Source organism: Eubacterium sp. An11 (genome assembly GCF_002161065.1).
Classification (GTDB): domain Bacteria; phylum Bacillota; class Clostridia; order Lachnospirales; family Lachnospiraceae; genus Anaerobutyricum; species Anaerobutyricum faecale.
In genome coordinates this window covers 19,271-42,644 of sequence record NZ_NFLV01000011.1, presented here as the reverse complement: position 1 = coordinate 42,644, position 23,374 = coordinate 19,271, and the positions used below count along the sequence as shown (strand labels likewise).

31 protein-coding genes are annotated in these 23,374 nt (G+C 44.1%); 4 read left to right on the top strand and 27 right to left on the bottom strand.

Features of this window, described 5'->3' with window-relative positions; genetic code table 11:
* Positions 1-14 precede the first annotated feature (14 nt).
* The 20 genes from rplX to B5E53_RS09925 all read right to left on the bottom strand — a co-directional run bounded on the left by rplX (position 15) and on the right by B5E53_RS09925 (position 11,682).
* A complete protein-coding gene (gene rplX, locus B5E53_RS10015) occupies positions 15-323 on the bottom strand; it encodes a 50S ribosomal protein L24 (RefSeq protein WP_087281684.1) in 309 nt (102 codons plus the stop codon).
* A gap of 12 nt (positions 324-335) precedes the next feature.
* Entirely contained in the window at positions 336-704 is a 369-nt protein-coding gene (rplN, locus tag B5E53_RS10010; protein WP_087281683.1) for a 50S ribosomal protein L14, read from the bottom strand.
* Between the two features lie 23 nt (positions 705-727).
* The gene (gene rpsQ, locus B5E53_RS10005) at positions 728-1,003 is read right to left on the bottom strand and encodes a 30S ribosomal protein S17 (RefSeq protein WP_343215633.1); all 276 of its coding nucleotides are present in this window, start codon (positions 1,001-1,003) and stop codon (positions 728-730) included.
* Positions 1,003-1,206 (bottom strand): 50S ribosomal protein L29, encoded by a 204-nt coding sequence (rpmC, locus tag B5E53_RS10000; protein ID WP_087281679.1) that lies wholly within the window; start codon positions 1,204-1,206, stop codon positions 1,003-1,005. The genes rpsQ and rpmC overlap by 1 nt, the downstream gene beginning before the upstream one ends.
* Positions 1,193-1,633: a 50S ribosomal protein L16 gene (gene rplP / locus B5E53_RS09995; protein ID WP_087314602.1), complete on the bottom strand. Its 441-nt coding sequence runs from the start codon at positions 1,631-1,633 to the stop codon at positions 1,193-1,195. Before rplP ends, rpmC begins: the two co-directional genes overlap by 14 nt.
* A complete protein-coding gene (gene rpsC, locus B5E53_RS09990; protein WP_087314600.1) occupies positions 1,633-2,295 on the bottom strand; it encodes a 30S ribosomal protein S3 in 663 nt (220 codons plus the stop codon). Before rpsC ends, rplP begins: the two co-directional genes overlap by 1 nt.
* A 12-nt stretch (positions 2,296-2,307) precedes the next feature.
* On the bottom strand, positions 2,308-2,694 hold the full coding sequence (rplV, locus tag B5E53_RS09985) for a 50S ribosomal protein L22 (RefSeq protein ID WP_087281673.1): 387 nt from the start codon (positions 2,692-2,694) through the stop codon (positions 2,308-2,310).
* Positions 2,695-2,721: 27 nt separating this feature from the next.
* Positions 2,722-3,003: a 30S ribosomal protein S19 gene (rpsS, locus tag B5E53_RS09980; protein WP_087281671.1), complete on the bottom strand. Its 282-nt coding sequence runs from the start codon at positions 3,001-3,003 to the stop codon at positions 2,722-2,724.
* 15 nt (positions 3,004-3,018) lie between these two features.
* Positions 3,019-3,861, bottom strand: coding sequence for a 50S ribosomal protein L2 (gene rplB, locus B5E53_RS09975; RefSeq protein WP_087281669.1), 843 nt, complete (start codon positions 3,859-3,861; stop codon positions 3,019-3,021).
* 68 nt (positions 3,862-3,929) lie between these two features.
* On the bottom strand, positions 3,930-4,229 hold the full coding sequence (gene rplW / locus B5E53_RS09970; RefSeq protein ID WP_087281667.1) for a 50S ribosomal protein L23: 300 nt from the start codon (positions 4,227-4,229) through the stop codon (positions 3,930-3,932).
* Positions 4,229-4,849, bottom strand: a complete 621-nt coding sequence (gene rplD / locus B5E53_RS09965; RefSeq protein ID WP_087281665.1) for a 50S ribosomal protein L4 — start codon at positions 4,847-4,849, stop codon at positions 4,229-4,231. Before rplD ends, rplW begins: the two co-directional genes overlap by 1 nt.
* A gap of 26 nt (positions 4,850-4,875) precedes the next feature.
* Positions 4,876-5,505: a 50S ribosomal protein L3 gene (gene rplC / locus B5E53_RS09960; RefSeq protein WP_087314598.1), complete on the bottom strand. Its 630-nt coding sequence runs from the start codon at positions 5,503-5,505 to the stop codon at positions 4,876-4,878.
* A 114-nt stretch (positions 5,506-5,619) separates the two neighbouring features.
* Positions 5,620-5,937: a 30S ribosomal protein S10 gene (gene rpsJ, locus B5E53_RS09955; protein ID WP_087281661.1), complete on the bottom strand. Its 318-nt coding sequence runs from the start codon at positions 5,935-5,937 to the stop codon at positions 5,620-5,622.
* A 267-nt stretch (positions 5,938-6,204) separates the two neighbouring features.
* A complete protein-coding gene (locus tag B5E53_RS19270) occupies positions 6,205-6,387 on the bottom strand; it encodes a hypothetical protein (protein ID WP_162611885.1) in 183 nt (60 codons plus the stop codon).
* A gap of 50 nt (positions 6,388-6,437) precedes the next feature.
* Positions 6,438-7,604 carry an FAD:protein FMN transferase gene (locus tag B5E53_RS09950; RefSeq protein WP_087314596.1) on the bottom strand — a complete coding sequence of 389 codons (1,167 nt, stop codon included), beginning with the start codon at positions 7,602-7,604 and terminating at the stop codon, positions 6,438-6,440.
* Positions 7,601-7,807 (bottom strand): hypothetical protein, encoded by a 207-nt coding sequence (locus B5E53_RS09945; RefSeq protein ID WP_140401478.1) that lies wholly within the window; start codon positions 7,805-7,807, stop codon positions 7,601-7,603. The genes B5E53_RS09950 and B5E53_RS09945 overlap by 4 nt, the downstream gene beginning before the upstream one ends.
* Before the next feature lie 441 nt (positions 7,808-8,248).
* The gene (locus B5E53_RS09940; RefSeq protein WP_087314592.1) at positions 8,249-8,758 is read right to left on the bottom strand and encodes a Gx transporter family protein; all 510 of its coding nucleotides are present in this window, start codon (positions 8,756-8,758) and stop codon (positions 8,249-8,251) included.
* A 36-nt stretch (positions 8,759-8,794) separates the two neighbouring features.
* Complete coding sequence (locus B5E53_RS09935) at positions 8,795-9,658, bottom strand: class I SAM-dependent methyltransferase (protein WP_087314591.1); 864 nt, start codon at positions 9,656-9,658, stop codon at positions 8,795-8,797.
* A 270-nt stretch (positions 9,659-9,928) separates the two neighbouring features.
* Positions 9,929-10,828, bottom strand: coding sequence for a DegV family protein (locus B5E53_RS09930; protein ID WP_087314589.1), 900 nt, complete (start codon positions 10,826-10,828; stop codon positions 9,929-9,931).
* A gap of 164 nt (positions 10,829-10,992) precedes the next feature.
* Entirely contained in the window at positions 10,993-11,682 is a 690-nt protein-coding gene (locus B5E53_RS09925; protein ID WP_162611884.1) for a L,D-transpeptidase family protein, read from the bottom strand.
* A 207-nt stretch (positions 11,683-11,889) separates the two neighbouring features.
* On the opposite strand from B5E53_RS09925, the gene pyk reads away from it, so the two are divergent.
* On the top strand, positions 11,890-13,308 hold the full coding sequence (gene pyk / locus B5E53_RS09920) for a pyruvate kinase (RefSeq protein ID WP_087314585.1): 1,419 nt from the start codon (positions 11,890-11,892) through the stop codon (positions 13,306-13,308).
* A gap of 172 nt (positions 13,309-13,480) precedes the next feature.
* On the opposite strand, the gene B5E53_RS09915 is transcribed toward pyk, so the two are convergent.
* Together B5E53_RS09915 and B5E53_RS09910 are read right to left on the bottom strand one after the other, a co-directional pair.
* Positions 13,481-13,963 carry an HD domain-containing protein gene (locus B5E53_RS09915; protein WP_087314583.1) on the bottom strand — a complete coding sequence of 161 codons (483 nt, stop codon included), beginning with the start codon at positions 13,961-13,963 and terminating at the stop codon, positions 13,481-13,483.
* 22 nt (positions 13,964-13,985) lie between these two features.
* Positions 13,986-14,768, bottom strand: a complete 783-nt coding sequence (locus B5E53_RS09910) for a copper homeostasis protein CutC (protein WP_087314731.1) — start codon at positions 14,766-14,768, stop codon at positions 13,986-13,988.
* A 344-nt stretch (positions 14,769-15,112) separates the two neighbouring features.
* Between B5E53_RS09910 and B5E53_RS09905 the strand changes: the two genes are divergently transcribed.
* The 3 genes from B5E53_RS09905 to B5E53_RS09895 all read left to right on the top strand — a co-directional run bounded on the left by B5E53_RS09905 (position 15,113) and on the right by B5E53_RS09895 (position 16,968).
* Positions 15,113-16,066: a hypothetical protein gene (locus tag B5E53_RS09905; RefSeq protein WP_087314581.1), complete on the top strand. Its 954-nt coding sequence runs from the start codon at positions 15,113-15,115 to the stop codon at positions 16,064-16,066.
* A gap of 61 nt (positions 16,067-16,127) precedes the next feature.
* A complete protein-coding gene (locus B5E53_RS09900) occupies positions 16,128-16,490 on the top strand; it encodes a hypothetical protein (RefSeq protein WP_087314579.1) in 363 nt (120 codons plus the stop codon).
* Between the two features lie 88 nt (positions 16,491-16,578).
* Entirely contained in the window at positions 16,579-16,968 is a 390-nt protein-coding gene (locus tag B5E53_RS09895; RefSeq protein WP_140401477.1) for a hypothetical protein, read from the top strand.
* A gap of 182 nt (positions 16,969-17,150) precedes the next feature.
* Here the strand turns inward: B5E53_RS09895 and B5E53_RS09890 are convergent, their stop codons facing one another.
* The 5 genes from B5E53_RS09890 to B5E53_RS09870 all read right to left on the bottom strand — a co-directional run bounded on the left by B5E53_RS09890 (position 17,151) and on the right by B5E53_RS09870 (position 23,246).
* A complete protein-coding gene (locus B5E53_RS09890; protein WP_087314576.1) occupies positions 17,151-18,350 on the bottom strand; it encodes a YibE/F family protein in 1,200 nt (399 codons plus the stop codon).
* A gap of 130 nt (positions 18,351-18,480) precedes the next feature.
* Positions 18,481-20,364: a metallophosphoesterase family protein gene (locus B5E53_RS09885; protein WP_087314574.1), complete on the bottom strand. Its 1,884-nt coding sequence runs from the start codon at positions 20,362-20,364 to the stop codon at positions 18,481-18,483.
* Positions 20,365-20,639: 275 nt separating this feature from the next.
* Complete coding sequence (locus tag B5E53_RS09880) at positions 20,640-21,848, bottom strand: family 10 glycosylhydrolase (RefSeq protein WP_087314572.1); 1,209 nt, start codon at positions 21,846-21,848, stop codon at positions 20,640-20,642.
* 60 nt (positions 21,849-21,908) lie between these two features.
* Entirely contained in the window at positions 21,909-22,640 is a 732-nt protein-coding gene (locus tag B5E53_RS09875) for a TraX family protein (RefSeq protein ID WP_087314570.1), read from the bottom strand.
* A 15-nt stretch (positions 22,641-22,655) separates the two neighbouring features.
* The gene (locus tag B5E53_RS09870) at positions 22,656-23,246 is read right to left on the bottom strand and encodes a hypothetical protein (protein ID WP_087314568.1); all 591 of its coding nucleotides are present in this window, start codon (positions 23,244-23,246) and stop codon (positions 22,656-22,658) included.
* Positions 23,247-23,374 lie beyond the last annotated feature (128 nt).

Genomic DNA, 23,374 nt, shown 5'->3' with positions numbered 1-23,374 from the left:
CCTCCTCTCTTAAATTAGTCAATAACTTCGCCGGTGGATTTTGCGAAACGAACTTTTTTACCGTCAACAAATTTGAAACCAACTCTTGTCGGCTGACCTTTATGAAGAAGCATTACGTTGGACACATCAATCGGTCCTTCCTGATGAATGATTCCGCCAGCCTGATTCTGCATACTTGGTTTTGTATGTTTTGTAAGCATGTTGACACCTTCCACGATGACTCTGTGGTTTTTTCTGTCAACTGCGATGACCTTTCCTTCTTTGTCGATATCTTTACCGGCAATCACTCTTACCATATCGTCTTTTTTAATCTTCTGAGCCACGAAAATACCTCCTTATAATACTTCCGGTGCTAAGGAAACGATCTTCATAAATTTCTTTTCACGAAGCTCTCTGGCAACCGGTCCAAAAATACGGGTTCCTCTTGGGTTCATATCATCTCTGATAATTACTGCAGCATTTTCGTCAAACTTGATATAGGAACCGTCTTTACGGCGAGCACCTTTTTTCGTACGAACAACAACGGCTTTCACTACGTCACCTTTCTTTACAACACCGCCTGGTGTTGCGTCTTTAACCGTGGCAACGATGATATCACCGATATTAGCATATCTTCTTGTTGAGCCGCCCATAACACGGATACAAAGAAGTTCTTTTGCTCCTGTATTGTCAGCAACTCTGAGTCTTGATTCCTGCTGAATCATGCTGTTTCCTCCTTCCGTGCTAACTATTTAGCTCTTTCAACAATCTCGACAAGTCTCCATCTCTTATCCTTGGATAAAGGTCTTGTCTCCATTACTCTTACTCTGTCACCGATTCTGCACTGATTCTCTTCGTCATGTGCTTTTAATTTATAGGTTCTTTTTACGATCTTACCGTATAAAGGATGTTTTACATTATCAGTAACGCTGACAACGATTGTCTTATCCATCTTGTCGCTTGTTACGAGACCTACACGAGTCTTTCTCAGGTTTCTTTCCACAACAAATTCCTCCTTCCCGATTACTCAGCATTCTTTTCAGCGATGATTCCCTGGATTCTGGCAATGTTTCTTCTGACTTCTTTGATTCTGCTGGTGTTATCTAACTGATTTGTTGCGTTCTGGAATCTTAAATTAAATAATTCCTTTTTAGCAGCTACTAATTCCTCATTAAGTTCTGCGATGGATTTTGTTCTTAAATCTTCTACATACTTAGTTGTTTTCACTGTTATCACCGCCTTCTAAATCTGCACGAGAAACGATTTTACATTTTACAGGCAATTTGTGCATTGCAAGACGTAAAGCTTCTCTCGCTGTCTCTTCAGGTACTCCAGCAACTTCAAACATTACACGACCTGGTTTAACTACTGCTACCCAATATTCCAGTGAACCTTTACCGGAACCCATACGGGTTTCAGCAGGTTTCGCTGTAACCGGTTTATCCGGGAAGATTTTGATCCATACTTTACCGCCACGCTTCATGTAACGAGTCATGGCAATACGGGCTGCTTCAATCTGGTTGGATTTGATCCATGCAGGCTCCTGTGCGACCAGACCAAATTCACCGTAAGTAATTTTATTTCCTCTTGTAGCCTTTCCAGTCATGGAACCACGGAACTGTTTACGGCGTTTCACTCTTTTTGGCATTAACATTATTTATCGCTCCCTTCCTTAGTTTCCTTTGTAGGAAGTACTTCACCATGGTAAATCCAAACCTTTACACCTACTTTTCCGTAAGTGGTATCAGCTTCGGCAAAACCATAATCAATATCAGCTCTCAGTGTCTGCAGAGGAATTGTTCCCTCGCTGTAGAACTCTGTACGCGCCATATCAGCACCGCCCAGACGTCCGGAACAGGATGCTTTAATACCTAAAGCGCCGTTTCTCATTGTTCTCTGCATGCAGGATTTCATTGCACGACGGAAGGAAATACGGTTTTCCAGCTGCTGTGCGATGTTTTCTGCAACCAGCTGAGCATCTTTATCCACATCGTATCTCTTAACCTCTTTGATCTCGATCATGAGCTTTTTGGATGTGAGTTTCTGAAGCTCTTTCTTTAATTCCTCGATTGCGGAACCGCCGCGGCCGATTACGATACCCGGTTTAGCGGTGTGAATGATGAGTTTTAAGCGATCAGACGCTCTCTCAATTTCCGTTCTGGAAATTCCAGCGCTGTATAATCTCTTTTTAATATATTTTCTGATTTTATCGTCTTCAACAAGATTGTCTGCGAAATCTTTCTCTGCATACCATCTTGAATCCCAATCCTTGATGATTCCGACTCTTAAACCATGAGGATTAACCTTCTGTCCCATCTGTAAACCTCCTTATCTTTCATCCAGAACGATGGTGATGTGGCACTGTCTCTTCTCGATTCTGTACGCTCTGCCCTGTGCTCTGGCTCTGATTCTCTTCATTGTCGGTCCTTTGTTCGCATAACACTCTGCGATGTAAAGGTTCTCTTTGTTCATTCCGTTATTGTTCTCTGCGTTGGCAATGGCAGATTTTAATAACTTGCCAATGATTTCAGATGCGTATCTTGGATTATATTCTAAAATACCCAAAGCTGTTTCCACGTCTTTGCCTCTGATGGCATCCAGTACGAAACATGCTTTTGTCACAGAACATCTTGCATAAGAAAGCTTTGCAGATGGTCTTGTATCTTTATTTGCATTTCTTTCTCTCTTAATCTGGGATCTATGTCCTTTTGCCATGGATGAACCCTCCTTTCAGGCTGTCAACTATCTAACTTTACTCTTCTTCTCGTCTTTACCATGTCCTCTGTAAGTTCTGGTGGAAACAAATTCTCCTAATTTATGTCCAACCATATCCTCTGTTACATATACAGGCACATGTCTTCTTCCGTCATGTACGGCAAATGTATGACCTACAAATGTCGGGAAAATCGTAGAACGGCGGGACCATGTTTTAATTACACTCTTGTCGCCGGACTTATTCATCTCATCTACTTTTTTTAATAAACTTTTATCAGCAAATGGTCCTTTTTTCAGTGAACGAGCCATGTGTTACCTCCTTATTTATTTAACGTTCTTTCCGTCTCTTGTTCTTACAATCATCTTATTGGACTGTTTGTTTTTCTTTCTGGTCTTCAGGCCGAGAGCCGGTTTACCCCATGGAGTACATGGACCTGGACGTCCGATACCTGCTTTACCTTCACCACCACCGTGTGGATGGTCATTAGGGTTCATAACGGAACCACGAACTGTAGGACGGATACCCATGTGACGCTTACGTCCTGCCTTACCAATGTTGATCAGGTCATGATCAATGTTTCCAACCTGTCCGATGGTTGCACGGCAGTTTAAGGATACCATTCTCATTTCACCGGATGGAAGTCTTAATGTGGCATATTTGCCTTCCTTCGCCATAAGCTGTGCGGAGTTACCGGCGGAACGAACCATCTGAGCGCCTCTTCCCGGATGAAGCTCTACGTTGTGTACCTCAGTACCAACCGGGATGTTTGCTAATGGCAGGCAGTTTCCGATGTGGATTTCTGCGTCAGGACCATTCATGATGGTTGTGCCGACTTCCAGTTTATAAGGTGCGATAATATAGGATTTTACGCCGTCTGCGTAGCAGATCAGTGCGATATTAGCTGTTCTGTTCGGATCGTATTCGATAGCAACAACCTTAGCCGGAATACCGTCTTTGTTTCTCTTGAAATCGATCATTCTGTATTTTCTTCTGACTCCGCCTCCGCGATGTCTTACTGTAATCTTACCCTGATTGTTACGACCGGAGTTTTTCTTTAAGGAATAAGTCAGGGATTTCTCCGGAGTAGTCTTTGTGATCTCAGAGAAATCAGAACCGGTCATATGTCTTCTGGAAGGTGTATATGGGTTATATGTTTTGATTCCCATTACTGTCTCTCCTTTCGTTTCCGAATATTTAGTCTCACGCTTCTATTGCGTATAATGTCTCGTCGTTTTTACAGACCTTCAAAAATCTGAATATCTGCGCTGTCCTCAGTAAGCTGAACGATTGCTTTCTTTCTTTTTGCAGTCTTTCCGTAAACCATACCGCGGCGTTTTTTCTTTCCGTCCAGGTTCATGGTGTTGACCTTAGCAACCTTTGCGCCTTCGAACATTTTCTCAACAGCCTCTTTGATCTGGCTCTTGTTAGCGTCCGGATTTACATAGAATGTATATTTTTTCTCTGCCATAGCAGTCATACTTTTTTCTGTAACGACTGGTTTTAAAATGACGTCATAATATTTTAAATCTGCCATTATGCGTATACCTCCTCAATCGTTGCAACTGCTTCTTTGGTAACAACAATTGTATCGTATTTCAGGATATCGTATACATTGATGTTATTAAGAGCTGCAGTTTTTACTGTTGGTAAGTTGTTAGCGGACTTAACCACAACATCGTCTTTCTCTTTTGTCACGATTAAAGCCTTCTCAACTTTCAGATTATCTAAAACTGCTTTGATTCGTTTTGTCTTGATCTCCGGTAATGTGAGCTCTTCTAAAACGATGAATTTATTCTCATTTACTTTCTCAGATAAAACAGACTTCATAGCGAGCTGTTTCTCTTTTTTGTTCATTTTTACGGAATAATCTCTTGGCTTCGGTGCGAATACCATTCCGCCGCCAGTCCACTGTGGTGCACGAATGGAACCCTGTCTTGCGTGACCTGTTCCTTTCTGTCTCCATGGTTTTCTTCCGCCGCCGCGTACTTCGGAACGTGTTTTTGCGCTCTGTGTACCCTGACGTTTATTAGCAAGCTGTGCTACAACAGCCTGATGAATTAAATGTTCATTAACCGGCACTGCAAAGATAGAATCGCTTAACTCGATTGTACCAACCTGAGCACCTTCCATATTATAAACAGATACTGATGCCATTTGTAAGTTCCTCCTTCCTTAAGCGCCTAGGCTTTTACTGATGTTTTTAATGTTACTAAAGCTTTCTTCGGTCCAGGAACAGAACCCTTTACCAAAATAACATTATTCTCTGCATCTATTTTAACTACTTCAAGATTCTGAACAGTAACTTTTACGTGTCCCATCTGACCAGGCATCTTTTTGCCTTTCATAACCTTGGACGGATCAGATGCCATACCGTTGGAACCTGCGTGACGATGGTATTTGGAACCATGAGTCTTAGGACCGGTATGCTGTCCGTGTTTCTTGATAGCACCCTGAAAACCTTTACCTTTTGAAATAGCAGTTGCATCTACTTTGTCGCCAGCCTCGAATACGTCGACTGTGATCTCCTGACCCAGTGTATAGTTCTCTGCGTCATCCAGTTTAAACTCTCTTACAAATCTCTTTACGGATGTGCCTGCTTTTTCAAAGTGACCTTTCATTGGTTTGGTGGATAATTTTTCTCTCATATCCTGGAAACCAACCTGTACAGCGCTGTAACCGTCGTTCTCAACTGTTTTAACCTGTGTTACCACACATGGTCCAGCCTGTAACACTGTAACCGGAATTAATTCTCCATCTTCTGCGAAGATCTGAGTCATGCCGATTTTTGTTGCTAAAATAGCCTTTTTCATTCTGTCTTCCTCCTAATTTCTACAGCGGATTGCAGCAGCTGCCGCAATCATACTAGTCTACAGCGGATTACCCAATATCAACCCGGGGCAATCATACTAGCCATAGGACATAAATTATTTGTTTTTCATCTTGATGTCGATGTAGACACCTGCTGGCATCTCAAGTCTTGATAAAGCATCAACCGTTTTCTGCGTAGGTGTGATGATATCAATCAATCTCTTGTGAGTTCTCTGCTCGAACTGTTCTCTGGAATCTTTGTATTTGTGAACGGCTCTAAGAATGGTAACTACCTCTTTCTTAGTCGGCATCGGAACCGGTCCGCTCACCTTGGATCCTGTTTTCTTGACAGTTTCGATAATGCTTTTTGCAGATGCATCGATTAATTGATGATCGTACGCTTTTAACGTGATTCTCATAATTTGACTTGCCATAAAAAAAGTCGCCTCCTTTTCGCACTTTTCATTCAGTACGACAAGCGGTGACTGTACACTCCTCCGTGTGTATCATACTTGATACCACACTGCGTCTCTACGCATCTGTAGATTGTATCTATTGTACAGTGACTTGTCGCCAGTATCTTGACTTGACATTCGCTCCACGGAAAACCTGCGCCATGCGCAGCAACCTCACGCTTCATCGCTATCATGTCACACAACATGTTCTATTATACACATATTTTACAGGAAATCAAGCGTTTTTTAAAAAAAGTTCAGCCATGCGTCTGGCATGTGAAAAAAGATGCGTCGCAAATTTATTTGCACAAACTTTTTTTCACTGGCAGGCATATGGCGTTCTGCCATAATCGAGGAAACAGGTGCGCCAGCACCGGGTAAGCTGCCCTGGCAGCGCGTTTCCGAGATGTCATGGCTGAACTTTTTCATCTTCTCGTTTAGCCATGCGACAGAAAGGGGGGAAAAGAGGCGTCGCAAGGTCACTGTATCTGATACTCTTCGTTGAGAATCTCAAAGCTGTCGGCGATGCCGTCAGTTACGCTCACATTTTTATCCTTGTCAATAAAAACGCCTTCCATGCCGTACTGCTCCAGAAGCTTCATGCCTTTTTCCCTGCCCAGCACAAAACAGGCGGTACACAGGCCGTCGGACAGCAGACCGGCATCGTCTTTCCACTCTCCCTCATCCGGGCAGATCACCGTGACAGAGGAAAGACCGCTCTCTGACGGATATCCCGTAGCCGGATCAAGAATGTGATGATACCGCTTTCCGTCCTGGATAAAATACTTCTCATAATCGCCGGAGGTGGAAACGCAGACTGTTCCCGGGAGACTCAGAACTCCCATGTACTCGCCTTCCTCTTTCTCCGGATCCTGAATGGCCACCTTCCAGTCGCTTCCATCCGGTTTACTGCCATAGGCGAGGATGCTGCCTCCCACGGCAACGACCGCTCCGGAAACCCCATCCTGTCCCTCCAGATAATCTCTCGTCACATCACAGGCAATCCCCTTTCCCACGGCCCCAAGATCCAGCGTACATCCCTGCGCCATGGAAATAGTCTTATCTGTTTCTTCTATATTAATATATCCATATCCAACATGTTTTAACGCCTCATCGATATCCGCCTGCGCCGGCACCGATGGATTCTCTCCCTCTATGTTCCAAAGCCGGGTCAGATTACCGATGGTGGGATCAAAGGCCCCTCCGCTTTTTTTCGCCAAATCCAGAGAGACTTCTGTCCAGTGATAAAAATCATCGCTCATGACAACACTCTCTCCCTCCCCGCATCGAGTATTGATCTGAGCTACCTCACTGTTTTCCTCTCTCCAGGAAAGCTGTCCGATTTCAATCTCCGACAACCGGTCAGCAATCTCCTTTGTGACATCCTCGCTGCCATAAATCGTCTCCTGCAGCACTGTGTCCATCACAAAATTTGTGGCAGTAAATGTCTCTGCTTCCGTCTTTTCCTGTCCATCCGGCGAATTCCCGTCACTGCCGCCTCTCATCGCGCAGCCGGATAAGGACAGAACTAAAACTGCCGCCAGCGCCAGCGCTGTTATCCGGATTCCTCTTCCCCGCAGCACGGCGCGCCGCACGCGGCGACTCTTATGGAAAATGTTTGGTTCGCCATGTTGTATGATTCTCATAAAACAATTCCTTTCTTTATAAATTGGGATTTGTAAATCTCTTTGCAGCCCACAGAAGGCTGCTTTACCGAAGACAAGGCATTGATAAAAGTTCTCCTCCTCCACTTCGGCAGACTGGTACTTGGCTGCATTTCGTCAATATAAATCAGACGCCTGCGCTCACAGTCGTCGTCAAACCATATCAATACCTCGTCTTCTCCCAATGCAGTCTGCGTGTATAGAGATTTACAAAGAATCCTGGCTACCCTGGCGAAACAACAGATTGTGGCAGTTTTTGACTGTGGTCTATCGATGATAATAAAAATACCTGATTCAAACCGACAGAAGCGCTGCCTGTGCAGCTTGCTCTGCTGGTTCATGCCCGACAGACGCGACCGTAAATTTTGGTATCCACTGATTCATCTGTAGCCATAACCTGCTGTTTTGTCAGCGTAGCACAGGATTTTTTTAAGGTGGCACATAGGCTTTTCAACAGGCAGATGACGTTTTGGACACATACGGCTTTCGACCGCGAGCTGTGAGGGAGGACTGATATAATCATTTTACAATGAATACCCCTGGTCAGTCCGACTGAGGGCCGAGCCGGGCGAATCCGTATGTGCCCTTGCGTCATTGTCTGTTTAATCGAAAAACTGTTGCCACCTTTACAAATCCGACGCCCGGATCACCGGTGCCAGCCGCCTCATGAGCAGGCCGCTCAGGATTCCAATGACAATCCCGGCGATCAGACCGGACAAAATCAGAACCGGAAGGTAATAGACCAGCGCGCCGGTCTCCAGAATCAGAATCGCCACCAGAATCTGTCCCACGTTGTGAAAAACGCCGCCTGCCACGCTGACGCTGATGCAGGAAAACTGTTTTGTACTTTTTAAAGCCGTCATGACCAGAATGCTCAGTACCGCTCCTGCCGCACTGTATACAATGGAAAATCCTGTGCCGAACAAAATTCCTGCCAGCAGAATCCGAATGGCAGTGATGCCTGCCGCTGCACGGATTCCCACGGTATAAAGAAGCACCATGGTCACAATATTGGCGAGTCCCAGCTTAACCCCCGGCACTCCCAGGTTAATGGGCAGCAGCTGTTCCACATAACCCGCTACCAGAGCCAGAGCCAGAAACATCCCATAAAATGCCGTTCTTTTGCCTTTTTTCATGAAATCACCTTTTCACGCTGCATCTGCGTTGTTTCTCTATCTGCTCTCCCATCTTCCGGAGGCGCCGCACGGGAGTACCAGTCCGCTGGCGCTGACCGGCAGACCGATCTCTTCCGCTTCCACCACACCGCCGTGCTTTTTGGCCACAGCACTGCCAAGCATATAGGACAGCACTGCCGGCTGCAGGCCGGTGGTATAAGAGTTGATCAGGAAAAAGAGCGGATCTTCCGACAGAAGTTTCTCACAAAGACGAACCAGAGGATATATTTTTTCTTCTATCTTCCACACTTCCCCCTTTGGCCCCCTGCCATAGGACGGTGGATCCATAATGATACCATCATAGTGATTGCCCCGGCGGATCTCCCGTTCCACGAACTTCACGCAGTCATCCACCAGCCAGCGGACCGGCGCCTCTGATAAACCGCTGGCCGCCGCATTTTCTTTCGCCCAGGTAACCATTCCTTTGGATGCATCCACGTGGGTGACCGCAGCGCCGGCTGCCGCCGCCGCCAGAGTCGCTCCGCCTGTATAGGCAAAGAGATTTAACACTTTCACCGGCCGTCCTGCCCGGCGGATTTTTTCCGAAAACCAGTCCCAGTTTACCGCCTGCTCCGGAAACAGTCCTGTATGTTTGAAACTAAACGGTTTCAGATGGAAGGTAAGATTTTTATAATGAAGATCCCACTGTTCCGGCAGATCAAAAAACTCCCACTGACCGCCGCCCTTTTTACTTCTGTGATAATGGGCGTTGAGATGACGCCAGCGTCTGTCTTGTTTCTCTGTATCCCAAATAACCTGCGGATCGGGACGCAGCAAGATATATTTTCCCCAGCGTTCCAGTTTTTCTCCTGCACTGCAATCAATGACTTCGTATTCTTTCCAATTATTTGCTATCCACATAATATTTCAATCCTTTTTCTGTTTTTTAGGCTAATCATATCACAGGATGATTGGAGTGACAAGAATCCCCTCCGGGAAGCATTGTACATTTTTTCTCAAAGTGACCGGTTTTTTCGTAAATCGGCCTGCCGAACAGTACAGTTTTTCGTAAAAACTTGTTATATCCCAGAGGCTTCGTGGTATTTTCCGTAAAGAAAAACTGCGCCACAGAAATCTTGTAACTCCTGCAGCGCAGCGCTATGAGAAAATGGACAATCCAAATCTTCTATATTATAGATAGTGTTCATATTGTTTTATAATTCCAATACCGATGGCATGCGGTCCGGTGTGAACGGCGATGGTGGCGCCAATCTGAATAAAGCTGACATCCTTTCCATTGACGGCGGACCGGACATCCTGACATACTTTGTCATAAAATTCCCTGCCTTCTTCCATGTCATATCCGTATCCGACAGCGAAACTGTAATCCTCCATGGATTCTCCGTTATCTTTAAAATATCCTTTCATCAGACTGATAGTCTTCAACACAGTCTTTTTCCGGCTCCGCCCAATCCCCGAAGCTTCAATATCTCCATTCACCAGGGTGATAAGAGGTTTTAATGACAGGGCGCTGGTGGCTAGTCCCGCCAGTTTGCCGATTCTTCCTCCGTGTTTTAGATAATCCACGCTTCCCACGGTGAAGAAAATACGGTTAGTCTTTTTCATCTCCTCCAGAATCCGGACACAGGTCTCATATGGGACACCATCCATGCGCATCCGTCCCGCCTCAATAACCATCAGTCCCTGAGACACCGTTGCCGCCTCTGAATTGACCACCGTAATCTTCGCCTCCGGATGTTCTTCACAAACGATGTCTCTGGCGTTGCAGGCACTGTTGTAAGAACCGCTCAGCGAAGGAGTGAAACAAATACATATGACCGGCATATTCTCTTTGACATACGGCATAAACGCATCGATATAATTCTGCACCGACGGCAGCGACGTTTTGGGATACACATCAGGATTATCCACCATTCTCTTATAAACTTCCCGGATTCCAATTTCCTCTATTTCTTTATAATACGTTTCATCATCGAAAGAAATGTAAAACGGTATAACATGCAGCTGATATTTTTCGATCACATCTTTTCCCAGATCACAGCATCCGTCACTGATAATTTTATAATCCATAGTGTTCTCCTCTTTTACTCTACAATATATTTTATCCGCAAAATGATCCACTCATTCTGCTCTCCGGGCTGCGCCCGTATTCTTGTTTTGTATTCTATATAATGTAGTTTTTGTTTCTATATTTTAATATTATCAGTACCGTTTGTCAATATCACAGTACGACTTCACTCATAGATTAAAATTTGAGGGCTGGACGCCGGATCCAGTTTTTTCAGCACTTTTTTCATATACTTTTTGGGAATTGCCACACATCCCGCCGTTGCTCTGCCTCTGGAGCAATGAAGAAAAATCGCGCTGCCCTTTCCTGGTTTCCCTTTTTTATTATATCCAATGGAAACCGCATAATCATACACACCTTTATAATCAATCAAATGCTCTCCACCACAGTTGTGTCCGGTCTCATTTTTCCGGATCAGCCGATTATAATATCCGCTGCCGGAATCTCCGCACCAGTAATGCTGGCGGTTCACCTTCACATAAGGCATCTTTGTCCCGGGACTTCGCAGGATACCGAAGGCCTGATCCAGGGAATACAGCCCGGTGGGAGTTTTCTGATCTCCCTCTCTCTTCTTTCCGATTCCCCGGCGTCCCAGCCATGCTGTACAGGCAAATTTTTTCTTCCATATTCCCTGTTTATTTTTTATGTAAAACTGAAATCGTCCCCTGCTTCCTCCCTTATAGCGGACCACCGCCAGCTGCGAGACCTTTTCCGGCACCGAATATCCGTCCGGGACCTTCCATGCATGTGCCGATATCCTTCCCATAAATACTCCTGCTCCCACGCATAACATTCCCAGAAAAAAAATGGTTCTTCTTCCTTTCATGTTAAAATGATCTTTTCTTATTTTATTCAATTTGTCTTCCTCCATTCTTTTTTTCAATATTGATTTCTCTCCATTTTTAACAAATAAATTACGTTTTCATTACCTTACTTTTTCTCAGTATACCATATAAATTACAATTTGCTGAAAATTTACAACTTTTTTCATTGACAATTTTATGAATTGTTTTACAATGAAAGTGCAAGCAAAAACTAACCATTTAACAAGGAGTACTGCAAGATGAGAAAAACAAAAATTATTTGTACACTTGGCCCTGCCACAGACAAAGACGACGTTCTTGAGCAGTTGATCATCGAAGGGATGGATGTGGCAAGATTTAACTTTTCTCACAATTCCTGTGAAGAACAAAAAGAACGTATGGACAAGGTAAAGGCTCTGAGAGCCAAACATCATCGTCCTGTTGCTTGTCTTCTGGACACCAAGGGGCCTGAAATTCGTATCAAGACCTTCAAAAACGGCAGCATCCATCTGGAAAGAGGACAGGAATTCTGTCTGACCACCAGAGATGTGGAAGGAACCGAAGAGATCGTAAGCGTAACCTACGAAGACTTCATCAAAGACATTTCCGTAGGCTCCAGCATCCTGATCGATGACGGTCTTATTGAACTTAAAGTTTTATCCATTGATGGAGAGGACGCACACTGTCAGGTCATCAACGGCGGAACCATTTCCAACCGCAAGGGTGTGAACCTGCCAGGCGTGAAGATTTCCATGCCATACTTAAGCGACAAAGACAAAGCCGATATTCTGTTTGGTATCCAGGAAGATGTAGATTTTATCGCTGCTTCTTTCACACGAAATGCAGGGGATATCCGTCAGATCCGTAAACTCTTAAAAGAGAACGGCGGCGAAGACATCCGCATCATCGCAAAAGTTGAGAACGCAGAAGGTATCGAAAATATTGATGAGATCATCGAAGTTTCCGATGGCGTTATGGTAGCCCGCGGCGACATGGGTGTGGAGATTCCGGAAGAAGAAGTACCGATCCTCCAGAAGATGATCATTCACAAAGTCTGTGCCGCAGGTAAGATCGTTATCACTGCAACACAGATGCTGGATTCCATGATCAAGAATCCTCGTCCTACCAGAGCAGAGACCACAGACGTTGCCAATGCAATTTTTGATGGTACCAGCGCTATCATGCTTTCCGGTGAGACTGCAGCCGGCGCCTACCCTGTAGAGGCTTTAAAGACCATGACAAAGATTGCCATGCGCGCAGAGAAAGCTATCAACTATCAGAAACGTTTTAACGCTCTTACTTTAAGCGAGAATCCTGGCGTGACCGACGCTATCTGCCACGCTACCTGCAGCACCGCTTATGACCTGAATGCAACGGCTATTATCACAGTTACCAAATCCGGTTTCTCCGCAAGGATGATTTCCAGATATCGTCCGGCCTGTGATATCATTGGCTGTGCCATCGAAGAAAAAGTCTGTCGTCAGTTAAATCTTTCCTGGGGCGTTCGCCCAATCCTTCTGAAAGAAGAGTGGGAAGTATTCGTTCTCTTTGACCGTGCGATTTCCGCAGCAAAGAAGAAAGGTTATCTGAAAGACGGCGATGTCACTGTCATTACTTCCGGTGTGCCGATCGGACGTTCCGGAACCACCAACATGATGAAGGTTCAGGTTGTAGATTAAACCCCATCCATTCAATTATGTTTGCGCGTATGCCGCGCATACAAGCAATTTACACATAAGGAATCCCCGGTTGAACCGCCGGGGATTTTTCTTTTATCTTTGTGTGTGCCGCAGCAATCTGTCATGACCACCATAACATTTTCTCAAAGTCCTCTCAGATTGATTGAAACATTTACTTTTCATTACTTTCCGGAGTCAAGCCAAATTCTTCACAGAGAGCTTCGAATCTCTTCTGTTCTTTTTCCTTGACTGCCTTGGAAAGATCATTCATGCAATGGTGAATCACATCGGCGTCTTTTAATACTTCATCCATCGGCCCATCCACCACCAGCTTGTCATCATGATGATAAATGGCTGAACAGATCACCTCTGTCTCCTCCTGACTGGTCAGTCCCAGTTCTCCCAGAATTGTCCTGGCAAGCTCTGCCCCTTTATGGGCATGATCTTCATAGGAACCTGTTTTGTAGGCATGCATATCATGCAGCATAGCTGCCATAGAAGCCAGTTCCGGATCTTCGCCGCGTTTCTTTGCAATCATGGCAGCTGCCAGCGATACCCCATAAAGATGGGCGACTGCACTGATCATTTTCTCTTTATTCTCCATCTTAAGCAGTTCAGCATCCACATATGCTCTCAATTCTTTTAATCGACTCATCCCAATACTCCTTTCTTAAAATTTAACTCCATTTACTTTCCAGGATTTCTTTCGCCTCCCGTATCACCGCGCCATCCGTCCGGTAAATTTCAAACTCGCTGATACCCGGAAGTCCCATATTCACTTTAGGATTCCGCCATGTCATCGCACTGTCCAGTACCTTTTTTCCGGACATATGGAAATGTTTTGCCGGCATCTGAGAAAGAATCTGACGAATCACTTCCGGCGTCACACCGGCGCCGATAAGAATATCCATCCCTTCCGGCGCCTTTTCTATCAGTTGCTTCAGCATGTCTCTGCCTGCCAGACAGCTGGCTTCCTGGCCCGATGTCAGGATTGTATCCACTCCCAGTCCGGCTGCCTGCTCCATCACTTCAAAAGGATCCCGGCACACATCAAAGGCCCGATGCAATGTAATATGACAGTTTCCAGCCGCTGCAATCATCTCCTTCATCTGCGGCACATGCAGACTGCCATCAGAATGCAGGCTGCCAATTACGATTCCATGGGCTCCTTCTCTGGCAAATGTTTCGATTTCCCGGCACATAATAGCCAGTTCATGGTCCGTATAATGAAAATCTCCAAACCGCGGACGGATCAGTACATTGATATCAATGTCCGACTCTGCCCGGATCTCCCGGAACAGCTCCAGACTCGGTGTCGTTCCCCCAATGACCAGATTGGCGCACAGCTCCAGCCTTGTCGCCCCATTTTCTGCCGCCTCCAGAGCCGACTCCGTGCAGTCCGCACAGACCTCCAGGGTATAAGGAGCTTCCTGAGAATCTCTTTTTGCATTTGTTTCCATAAATAACAGAATCCTTTCTTTACGTTTTATCTTCCGCACACTGGCAGATTGATAAAATCATTTTAATACATTTTCCTGTTCAGAACAACAAAAAGGTGAAAGAACTGGATCATATTATTAAAATTATTTTTATATTTTTTATATTGTTTTTTCCCGGAAGAGTGCTATAATAAAAGCATCTTAAATTACTATTTTCCCGCAGTCCGGAGAGAGCTGCTTAACAATAAAAGGACTTATCATTTTGTTTCCTGCTGTCCGGAAAGAAACCCGCTCAGCAATAAGGAAGCGTATACTTTTGTTTCTTGCTGCCTGGAGAGACCTGCTCAGCAATAAGGAGGCATATAATGGCTGCAAGAGGCTCACCTTATGATGATGTTTTTCGGACAATACTCAATGACTGCCGGTCTCTGATCCACCCTCTTCTCAATGAAATCTTCGGAGAAAGATATTCCGGCCAGGAACCCATCCACTTTGGTTCCAACGAGCATTTTCTGGAACGGCAGAACGGCGAAAGCGACAAACGGATCACCGACAGCAGCTTCACAGTATCCGGCATCCTTCTCATCCGATACCATCTGGAGTGTCAGAGTACCGTGGATTCCACCATGGACCGGCGCTTTTTTGAATACGATTCACAGATTGCCTTGGAAGACAGCGAGAAAGTAGAGGATATCCTCACTCTTTCCTTTCCAAAATCAGCAGTTCTCTTTTTAAGAAAGACTGCCTCGGCACCACGGCAGCTGCAGATCCGGTTAAAGATTGTTCATCCCGAAAAAACTGTCACTTGGGAGATACCGATTATCTACATCATTGACTATACTTTAGAAGAACTTTTTGACAAAAATCTTCTGCTCCTTCTTCCTTTCCATCTCTTCTGCTATGAACATGCATTTCTGGAAATGGAGCGGGACGCCAAAAAACGAGAACATCTAAAAAACATCTGTGCCGACATACGTTTTCGGCTGGAACGGATGGCATGGAGAGGCACAATAACCGAATACATCTGCCAGACCATTCTTGATCTGAGCAGAAAAGTAGCTGAGAATTTATGCGCAAACTATGATACTCTGAAAAAGGAGGTGCTGGATATCATGGGCGGTAAAATATTAGAATATGAGGCAAAGACGATTCTCAACGAAGGGAAACAGCAGGGCTGGGTTCTTGGCAGAGAGTCCGGAAGGACTGAAACCTATCTGGAACTGGTCAGAGACGGACTATTGAATATTACTGATGCAGCAAAACGGATTCCTATGGATGAAAATAAACTGCAGGAACTGTTAAATGAAACGGACCGATAAATAAATAACTTTTTGTTTCTTGCTGCCTGGAGAGACCCGTTTGACAGTAAGGAGGCATATAATGGCTGCAAGAGGCTCACCTTATGATGATGTTTTTCGAACAATACTCAATGACTGCCGGTCTCTGATACATCCGCTCCTCAATGAAATCTTCGGAGAAAGGTATTCCGGTCAGGAAGCCATCCACTTTGGCTCCAACGAGCATTTCCTGGAACGGCAGAACGGTGAAAGTGACAGACGGATCACCGACAGCAGTTTCACGGTATCCGGCATTCATCTCATCCGATACCACCTGGAATGTCAAAGCACCAGCGATTCCACCATGGACCGGCGCTTTTTTGAATACGATTCACAGATTGCCCTGGAAGACAGCGAGAAAGTAGAGGATATCCTCATTCTTTCCTTTCCATCTCTTCTGCTATGAACATACATTTCCGGAAATGGAGCGGGACGCCAAAAAACGAGAACATCTAAAAAACATCTGTGCCGACATACGTTTTCGGCTGGAACAAATGGCACGGAAAGGCACGATTACCGAATACATCTACCGAACCATTCTTGACCTGGGCAGAAAAGTGGCTGAAAACTTATGCGCCAACTATGGCACTGTAAAAAAGGAGGTTTTAGACATTATGGGCGGTAAAATATTGGAATATGAGGCGAAGACGATTCTTAACGAGGGCAAACAGCAGGGATGGATTCTGGGCAGAAAGTCCGGACTGGCAGAAGGGCATAATTCGGGACTGGCGGAAGGACATCGTTCTGGACTGGCAGAAGGACGTACCGAAGGAAGGACTGAAACCTATCTGGAATTGATTAGAGATGGGATATTAAATATAGCCGATGCAGCAAAGCGGATTCCTATGGAAGAAGGCGAACTCAGGAAACTGCTGAATAAATAATCAAAATACGCCCTTTTTATCCAATGGTTAAATCATAGCAACAAAACTCCCGGGAGCAATGTTAATGCACTGTTTCTCAGAATAACCAGAAATAATATTATTTTCCTGTCATTCTGTCTGACATACGGCATAACCGCTTCCGGGAGCTTTTGTGATGTGAAATTATTGAAGGATTATTTATTTTAATGTTCTGATACCGGGATTCCTTCCGGTCCTTTTTCTTCCTGCGCCGAATGGTCAGCCACTGCTTTTTCCGTCTTCGGCTTCCGGTAAATCAGCTCTACAGCCACAAAGGCTGTGATCGGAACAGCGAGGACAATACCTAAGCTGCCGGCAAGACTCTGCATGATCTCGATGCCAATGTTATTGGAATTGATAAGCTGGTTATAACTTAAATCATAAGCATAATTAGTCACCAACGTGGAAAGAGCAGTTCCCACATAAGCGAGAATCAAAGTATCTACCATGGTTCCCATCATATCTCTTCCCACATGGATACCTGACATAAAAAGTTTTCTCTTTCCCAGATGTGGATCAGTATTGTGAATTTCCTGTACAGTGGAAGCAACAGAGACACCCACGTCTGTGACCGCACCCAGGGCAGAAATAATAATACCTGCAAATAAGAGTTCTCCTACTTTAATTGAAGTAATCTGTTGAACATAGATAAGGTTTTCAACATCAGATACATTATAACCGCCTATACCTGCAAAATGTCCAAAGACCATGGCGGCCACTGCCGAAGCAACTACACCAATGACCGTACCAATAGTTGCAGCCACTGTCTTGGTTGACAGCCCTCCTATCATTGCCATAGAGAATATCGTAGCAATGGTACATATGATGACCGACATGAGGATCGGAGAATATCCCCGGTACATTAATGGGAATAAAATAAACAGAATTGTTACTCCGGTAAAGGCAAGACTAAGAATCGACTTGAATCCTTTCCATCCGCCCACAAGACAGACACATAAAACAAAAAATGCCACGAATCCATAAATTGCCATGCTTCTGTCCTGACTATATACGGTAACCAGATTGTTACCATCTGAAATACTGACAATGGCAATGACTTTCATCCCCACTTCACAGGTGGCTCCAAAAAGCATACCATCCGGGCTGGTGGCCTCCACCTCCTGTCCTTTTAATTCTCCACTGTTAATCCTTAAAATAACTTCCTGTTCCCCGGCACGCGAACCATCTTCCAGCAAATTGTCTTTTGTGATTTCCGTTACAACTGCTTTTTCAAAGGTTCGTCCATCTGTCGAAACCATTTCTGTTTTATCTATATTATTGCAAGCAATTAACACAGCAATATAAATAACCACCATCACAATTACTGCCGTGATTTTTTTCCAGTTTAATTTTATCTTATTCATTACGTTATTTCACTTTCTATAATTTCAAACAATACATACATTCTTTCATCACATTTTTTTATTTTTAAACAGATAACCGGGATATCCTTCCTGGACATCCCGGCTACTTTCATGTTACAGGAAATCTTTCCTAGCGAACGGTAAGCTTCTTCACTTTACTGAAGTTACCATAGACTTTCTGTCCATTTGCATTCTGGAAAGCACGTACCTTTACGTAAACTTTCTTACCTATTTTCATCTTCTTGAGTACTTTAGAAGATTTGGATGCTTTGTTGACGTTGACAGTTTTCACTGCTTTCTTAAAGCCTTTCTTGTAAGTGTACTGAATCTGGTATCCATCGGCACCTTTTACAGTATTCCATTTTACAGAAACTTTATTTCCAGCTTTCTTTGTCACCTTAACACCTTTTACTTTCTTAAGTGTAGCTGCTGATGTTGCTGTCTGTTCTGTTTTGTCTTCATTCTTATTTACAGTAATATTATAGTTATTATTTGTAACATTTGTAATATTCTGCTCATCATCTGCCGGTGGAAGTTCTTCCTGTTTCTCAGTCTTCTTGATTGTGTAAGTAGAAGAACCAACTAACTGTTTATTAGTATCTGCATCATAAGTTGTTACAGAGAAAGTATCATCAGTTACGCTGACCACGGAATAAGTTGGATGATACTGCTGACTCTTTTCTGCAATGTAATCCTGTACAGGATTGAAAAGTTCATAATATTTGGAACCAGTTGCAGAGTTTGCCTCAAAGTAAACTGTTCCTTCCGGATTTTCAACTGTTCCTCCAACTACATCGCTTTTTATTTCATAAGCGCTGCCATTTTCTTTCTGATATGTAGTATTATCTTCATCTGCTGCTACAGTACCCTCAAGAGTACCATCGCTACTATATTTAACGTGTTCTTCTCCATCTCCCGTTAACTGATACGTTCTGGAATATGTATGGTCATGTCCCTGAAGAACAACATCAATATTGTATTTATCCATAAGAGGAGTCAATTGTGTACGAAGAATCATACCATCAGAATCAGAGTGATCTTTAGCTGCTCCATAAATATCCTGATGGAATGTTACCACACGCCATTTAGCATCCGGATTAGATTTAATCGCTTTTCTAATCACATTTTCATGAGTTGCGCAATTATAATTATTTGTATCCAGCACGATAAACAGTACATTACCGTAAGAATAATAATAATCTGTTCCAGCAGCTGTTACTCCCTGATTATAACCTCTCGGTGCACCAAACTGACTATTCGGATAATTAAAGTGATAAGAATAATTCGGATTCTTAGAATCATGATTTCCAATCGTGGTAGCTACCGGCAGAGAACGAAGTGCTGTAGCACCTAAATATCCACAATATTCTCCTTCACTATCACCATTCGTATTGTTAATCTGGTCACCAGCGGAAACCATGAAACTAACATCATGCTGGGAAGTTGCCTGATTCAGAACATTATTCCAACTTGTGGCATCACTTTGAGCATCACTGCTGGCACCAATCTGAGGGTCTCCTACATACAGGAAAGAAAAATCAGAAAAAGATTTTGTCTGATAAGTATATATATCTGACCATTCTCCGTCTTTCATCACCTGATAATAATATGTGGTATCTTCTTTTAAGCCTGTTACAGTCACTTTATTGGAATAATAATCGCTGTTAATAGTGTCATTTTTAGTGTTTTCAATATCTTCACCTTTACCGGCATAGAATACGTCAGCATCTGCATTTTTTCCATACTCCGTATAACCGCCGACAACTATATTTTCATCTGTCAGATTTGCAGTTGTACCAAAACGTACTCTGGCATCATCCGTTCCTGTACTGTACCAAGAAAAATTTAATTCTGTCTCATTAGCACCTGGAGCCAAAGTAACCTGACTAACCCCTTTATCTGTCATCTCAATTGCCGCTGCCTTCACATTCGCTGGCATTACCGCTGCTCCAAGGCCAAGACATAAAGATAATGTCGCGATCCCTGCAAACGCTCTAAATTGATTCTTTCTCATAACTGAAATTACCTTTCGCCCTTTCTGTTTTATTTTTGTAGATTTTCTTCACATGCATGTTATCTTTATTTTAGAAATGCAGAGTAAAGGATTCTACCGTGATTTCGTAAAAAAAAAGTAAAAATTAACAGAAAAAGCGGAAGGTAATGATGTTTTTTCTTTATTAAATTTTGTTTTTTATGTTTATCTCATTTTTTACATAAAAATTGGTGTTTTGAATTAAAATTCAAAACACCAATTTTTAAACTCTGAAAATTAATTAAATATTCTGCTTTTTAATATGTTTTCTTTAAATATTTAGCCAATTTCTTGCAGGCTGCCTTGTCCAGGTCAGCATAGTCGAAGACAATAATGCCGTTTGCGTTCTTTTTGTTGACGTATTTGGCCATTTTCCGCAGAAGGGTTTTGCCTTTCAACTCTTTTTTCTCGGCTTTTGTGGTGCCGTTGGACGGCTGAGCCATTTTGTAGGCCGGAATTCCGATGTAGAGCTTCACTTTGCTCTGGTCCACCATAGAAGACCAGCGGTCGACCATTTTATCAAACTTCGCAGTCTTGTGAGAGAAGCCCCAGTAGATCTGCGGAGCGATGTAATCGACAAATTTTGTAGAATTTGTCCATTTTTTAATGTTGACGTAATAGGAATATTTGCTGTTCAGGCTGTCGATGTTGCCGGCAGGACTGACACCGAATACCACATCTGAATCAATGGCGTCAATGGCGCTCTTGATGCCTTTCACCAGTTTGTTGACCTGTTTACGTCTGTATTTTTTGATGGACATACCGTTCTTCTTCTCAGCGGAGGCATTGTATTCCTGGGCATCAAAGGTTTTATTGTAATTGCTGGATGAAAAGCTCGGATAAAAGTAATCATCCATATGTATGCCATCCACATCGTAGTTACGCACAATTTCTTCCACGCCATCGATGATCAGCTGACGGACCTCCGGTTTGGACGGATTGTAATACAGTTGTCCGTTGTAGGACAATACATTTCTCCGTTCGGAAGCGTTGCCGGATTCATGCCACTTTCTTGCCGGATTGTCTTTGGAAAGCTGGGAGTAGCTTGTGTTAAAAGATACCCGGTACGGATTGACCCATGCTTCAATGGCAAGTCCCTGTCTGTGGGCTTCTTCCACCATGATGGAAAGCGGATCGTAAGAAACATCCCTGCCCTGTTTGCCGGAAATGTATGCGGAAGTCGGGAAAATATCGGAATCATAGATGGCATCGCCGGTCGGGCGTACCTGAACGATGATTCTGTTCATTCCCCGGGTCTTGCATTTGCTCACCACTTTACGGAAAAAGCTTGTGAAAGCGGAGGCATTGTTGCTGCCCGCAGATTTTAAATAACTTTCATAATCATAATAAGAAAACCATACCGCCCTGTAATCATCTGCTGAGGCTGCGGCTTCCGTTTTCACCGGAGCCAGCATGCCGCAGACCATGAGAAGAGCCAGCAGTACAGCTGTAACACGTTTTTTCATTGTCTTCCTCCTCGTCGTATTTTTCTCCATATTTTTTGTCGCCAGGCTTCTTCGTGCGCGTTACTGTAAAGCAAAACGCAGCAGTCCCAGAATTAACAAATGTACCGGATAAAACAGATAGAAAAACCACTGCAGGAACTTTTTCCCTTTTTTCATCCGTTTTCCATTATACCAATACAGAATGCAGTAAGCCGAAAGAGCCACTCCCGCTGTCGCTCCCAGCGCATAAAAAAGAAGTCCGACCGGTGTGAAACGGCCAATGCCCGAGAGCAGAGTGAAGACACCGAAGATTCCCACCGCCCAGAGATAGGCGGAACGTTTTTTCTCTTCTGAGCCTTCCGCCCAGACAAAGAGCCATGTAAACACCGCGGCAAACACTGCCCAGTCACAGAAAATAGTGCCGAAGGTCAGAAAGAGGGCGATGCATTTTCCAAGCATCGGGTTAGGAATCTGCTTCAAAGCGCAGATGATCAGAAAACAGAAAAACAACGTGAACATCATGTTCAGGTTAGAATTCTGCAGCTTTCCGCCTTCCGCAAAGGCAAGACTGAATGGAATCTGGGAAAGCAGCGCGAACACAAACAGACGGAGCGCATATTGCTTTCTGGAATGCGTATAATGCCAGCCTTCCACCAGAAAATAGCACATGGTGATGGCCGTAAAATACCCGATATCCAGAAACAGCTCATAGAAAAAGGTTCCCGGCTCCATAAACACCGTTGCCACATGGTTGAGCAGCATAGTCCCCATAGCAATGAGCTTGATCTCATCCCGGTTCAGTCCCCGGCTCATAGATATCTGCCCCCTTTATTCCTCGTCGTCGTCATCTTCCTCCGGAAAAAGTACAGCTTCCATTACTTCCGGATCACTGAGGTAATCAGCAATATTATTGATCACATTATCCAGATAACCATTTTCTGCCATCTCATCCATGAGACTTTCAAATACATCTTCGAAGGTTTCATCCAGTGCGGATTCCGGGTTCATGACCGCTACCACTGTGTGGAAGAACTTCGTAAACTCTGTCTGAATGACGCCGTCAAAAATAGATACCAGTTCCTGCTCTTCTTCCTCATCTTCCACCGGGATATGAAGGAACAGAGCTGCCGGAACGCCCTCTCTTTTCCGGAACATTTCCGTGTTGCTGAAGAAATCACGAAGGACTTCCGGGCTGAGCATCGGAGCCATGAGAGACTCTTCTGCTTCCACATCCACCGGATAATAGAAGAAATCCTGGGCTGTCATCATCTCCATAAAATACGGGCTGGTGACAAACAGTCCTGTGACCAGATCTTCGTGCGGCACTTCCAGTTCCACAGACATTTCTTCTTCCTGCTGATTCTTCTTTGGCATGCTGTCATTGGAATATACTTTGAATTTATCCTTGTTGTTTTTCATTTTATCCTCCTTAAACTCCTTTTTTCTGAAAAATAACCGAATACAGCCCCATTATACCGGATTCACAGGAAATATGCCATAGCGAATTTAACTGCAAGTCTGTTTTGATATCGTTTATCTTACACTGC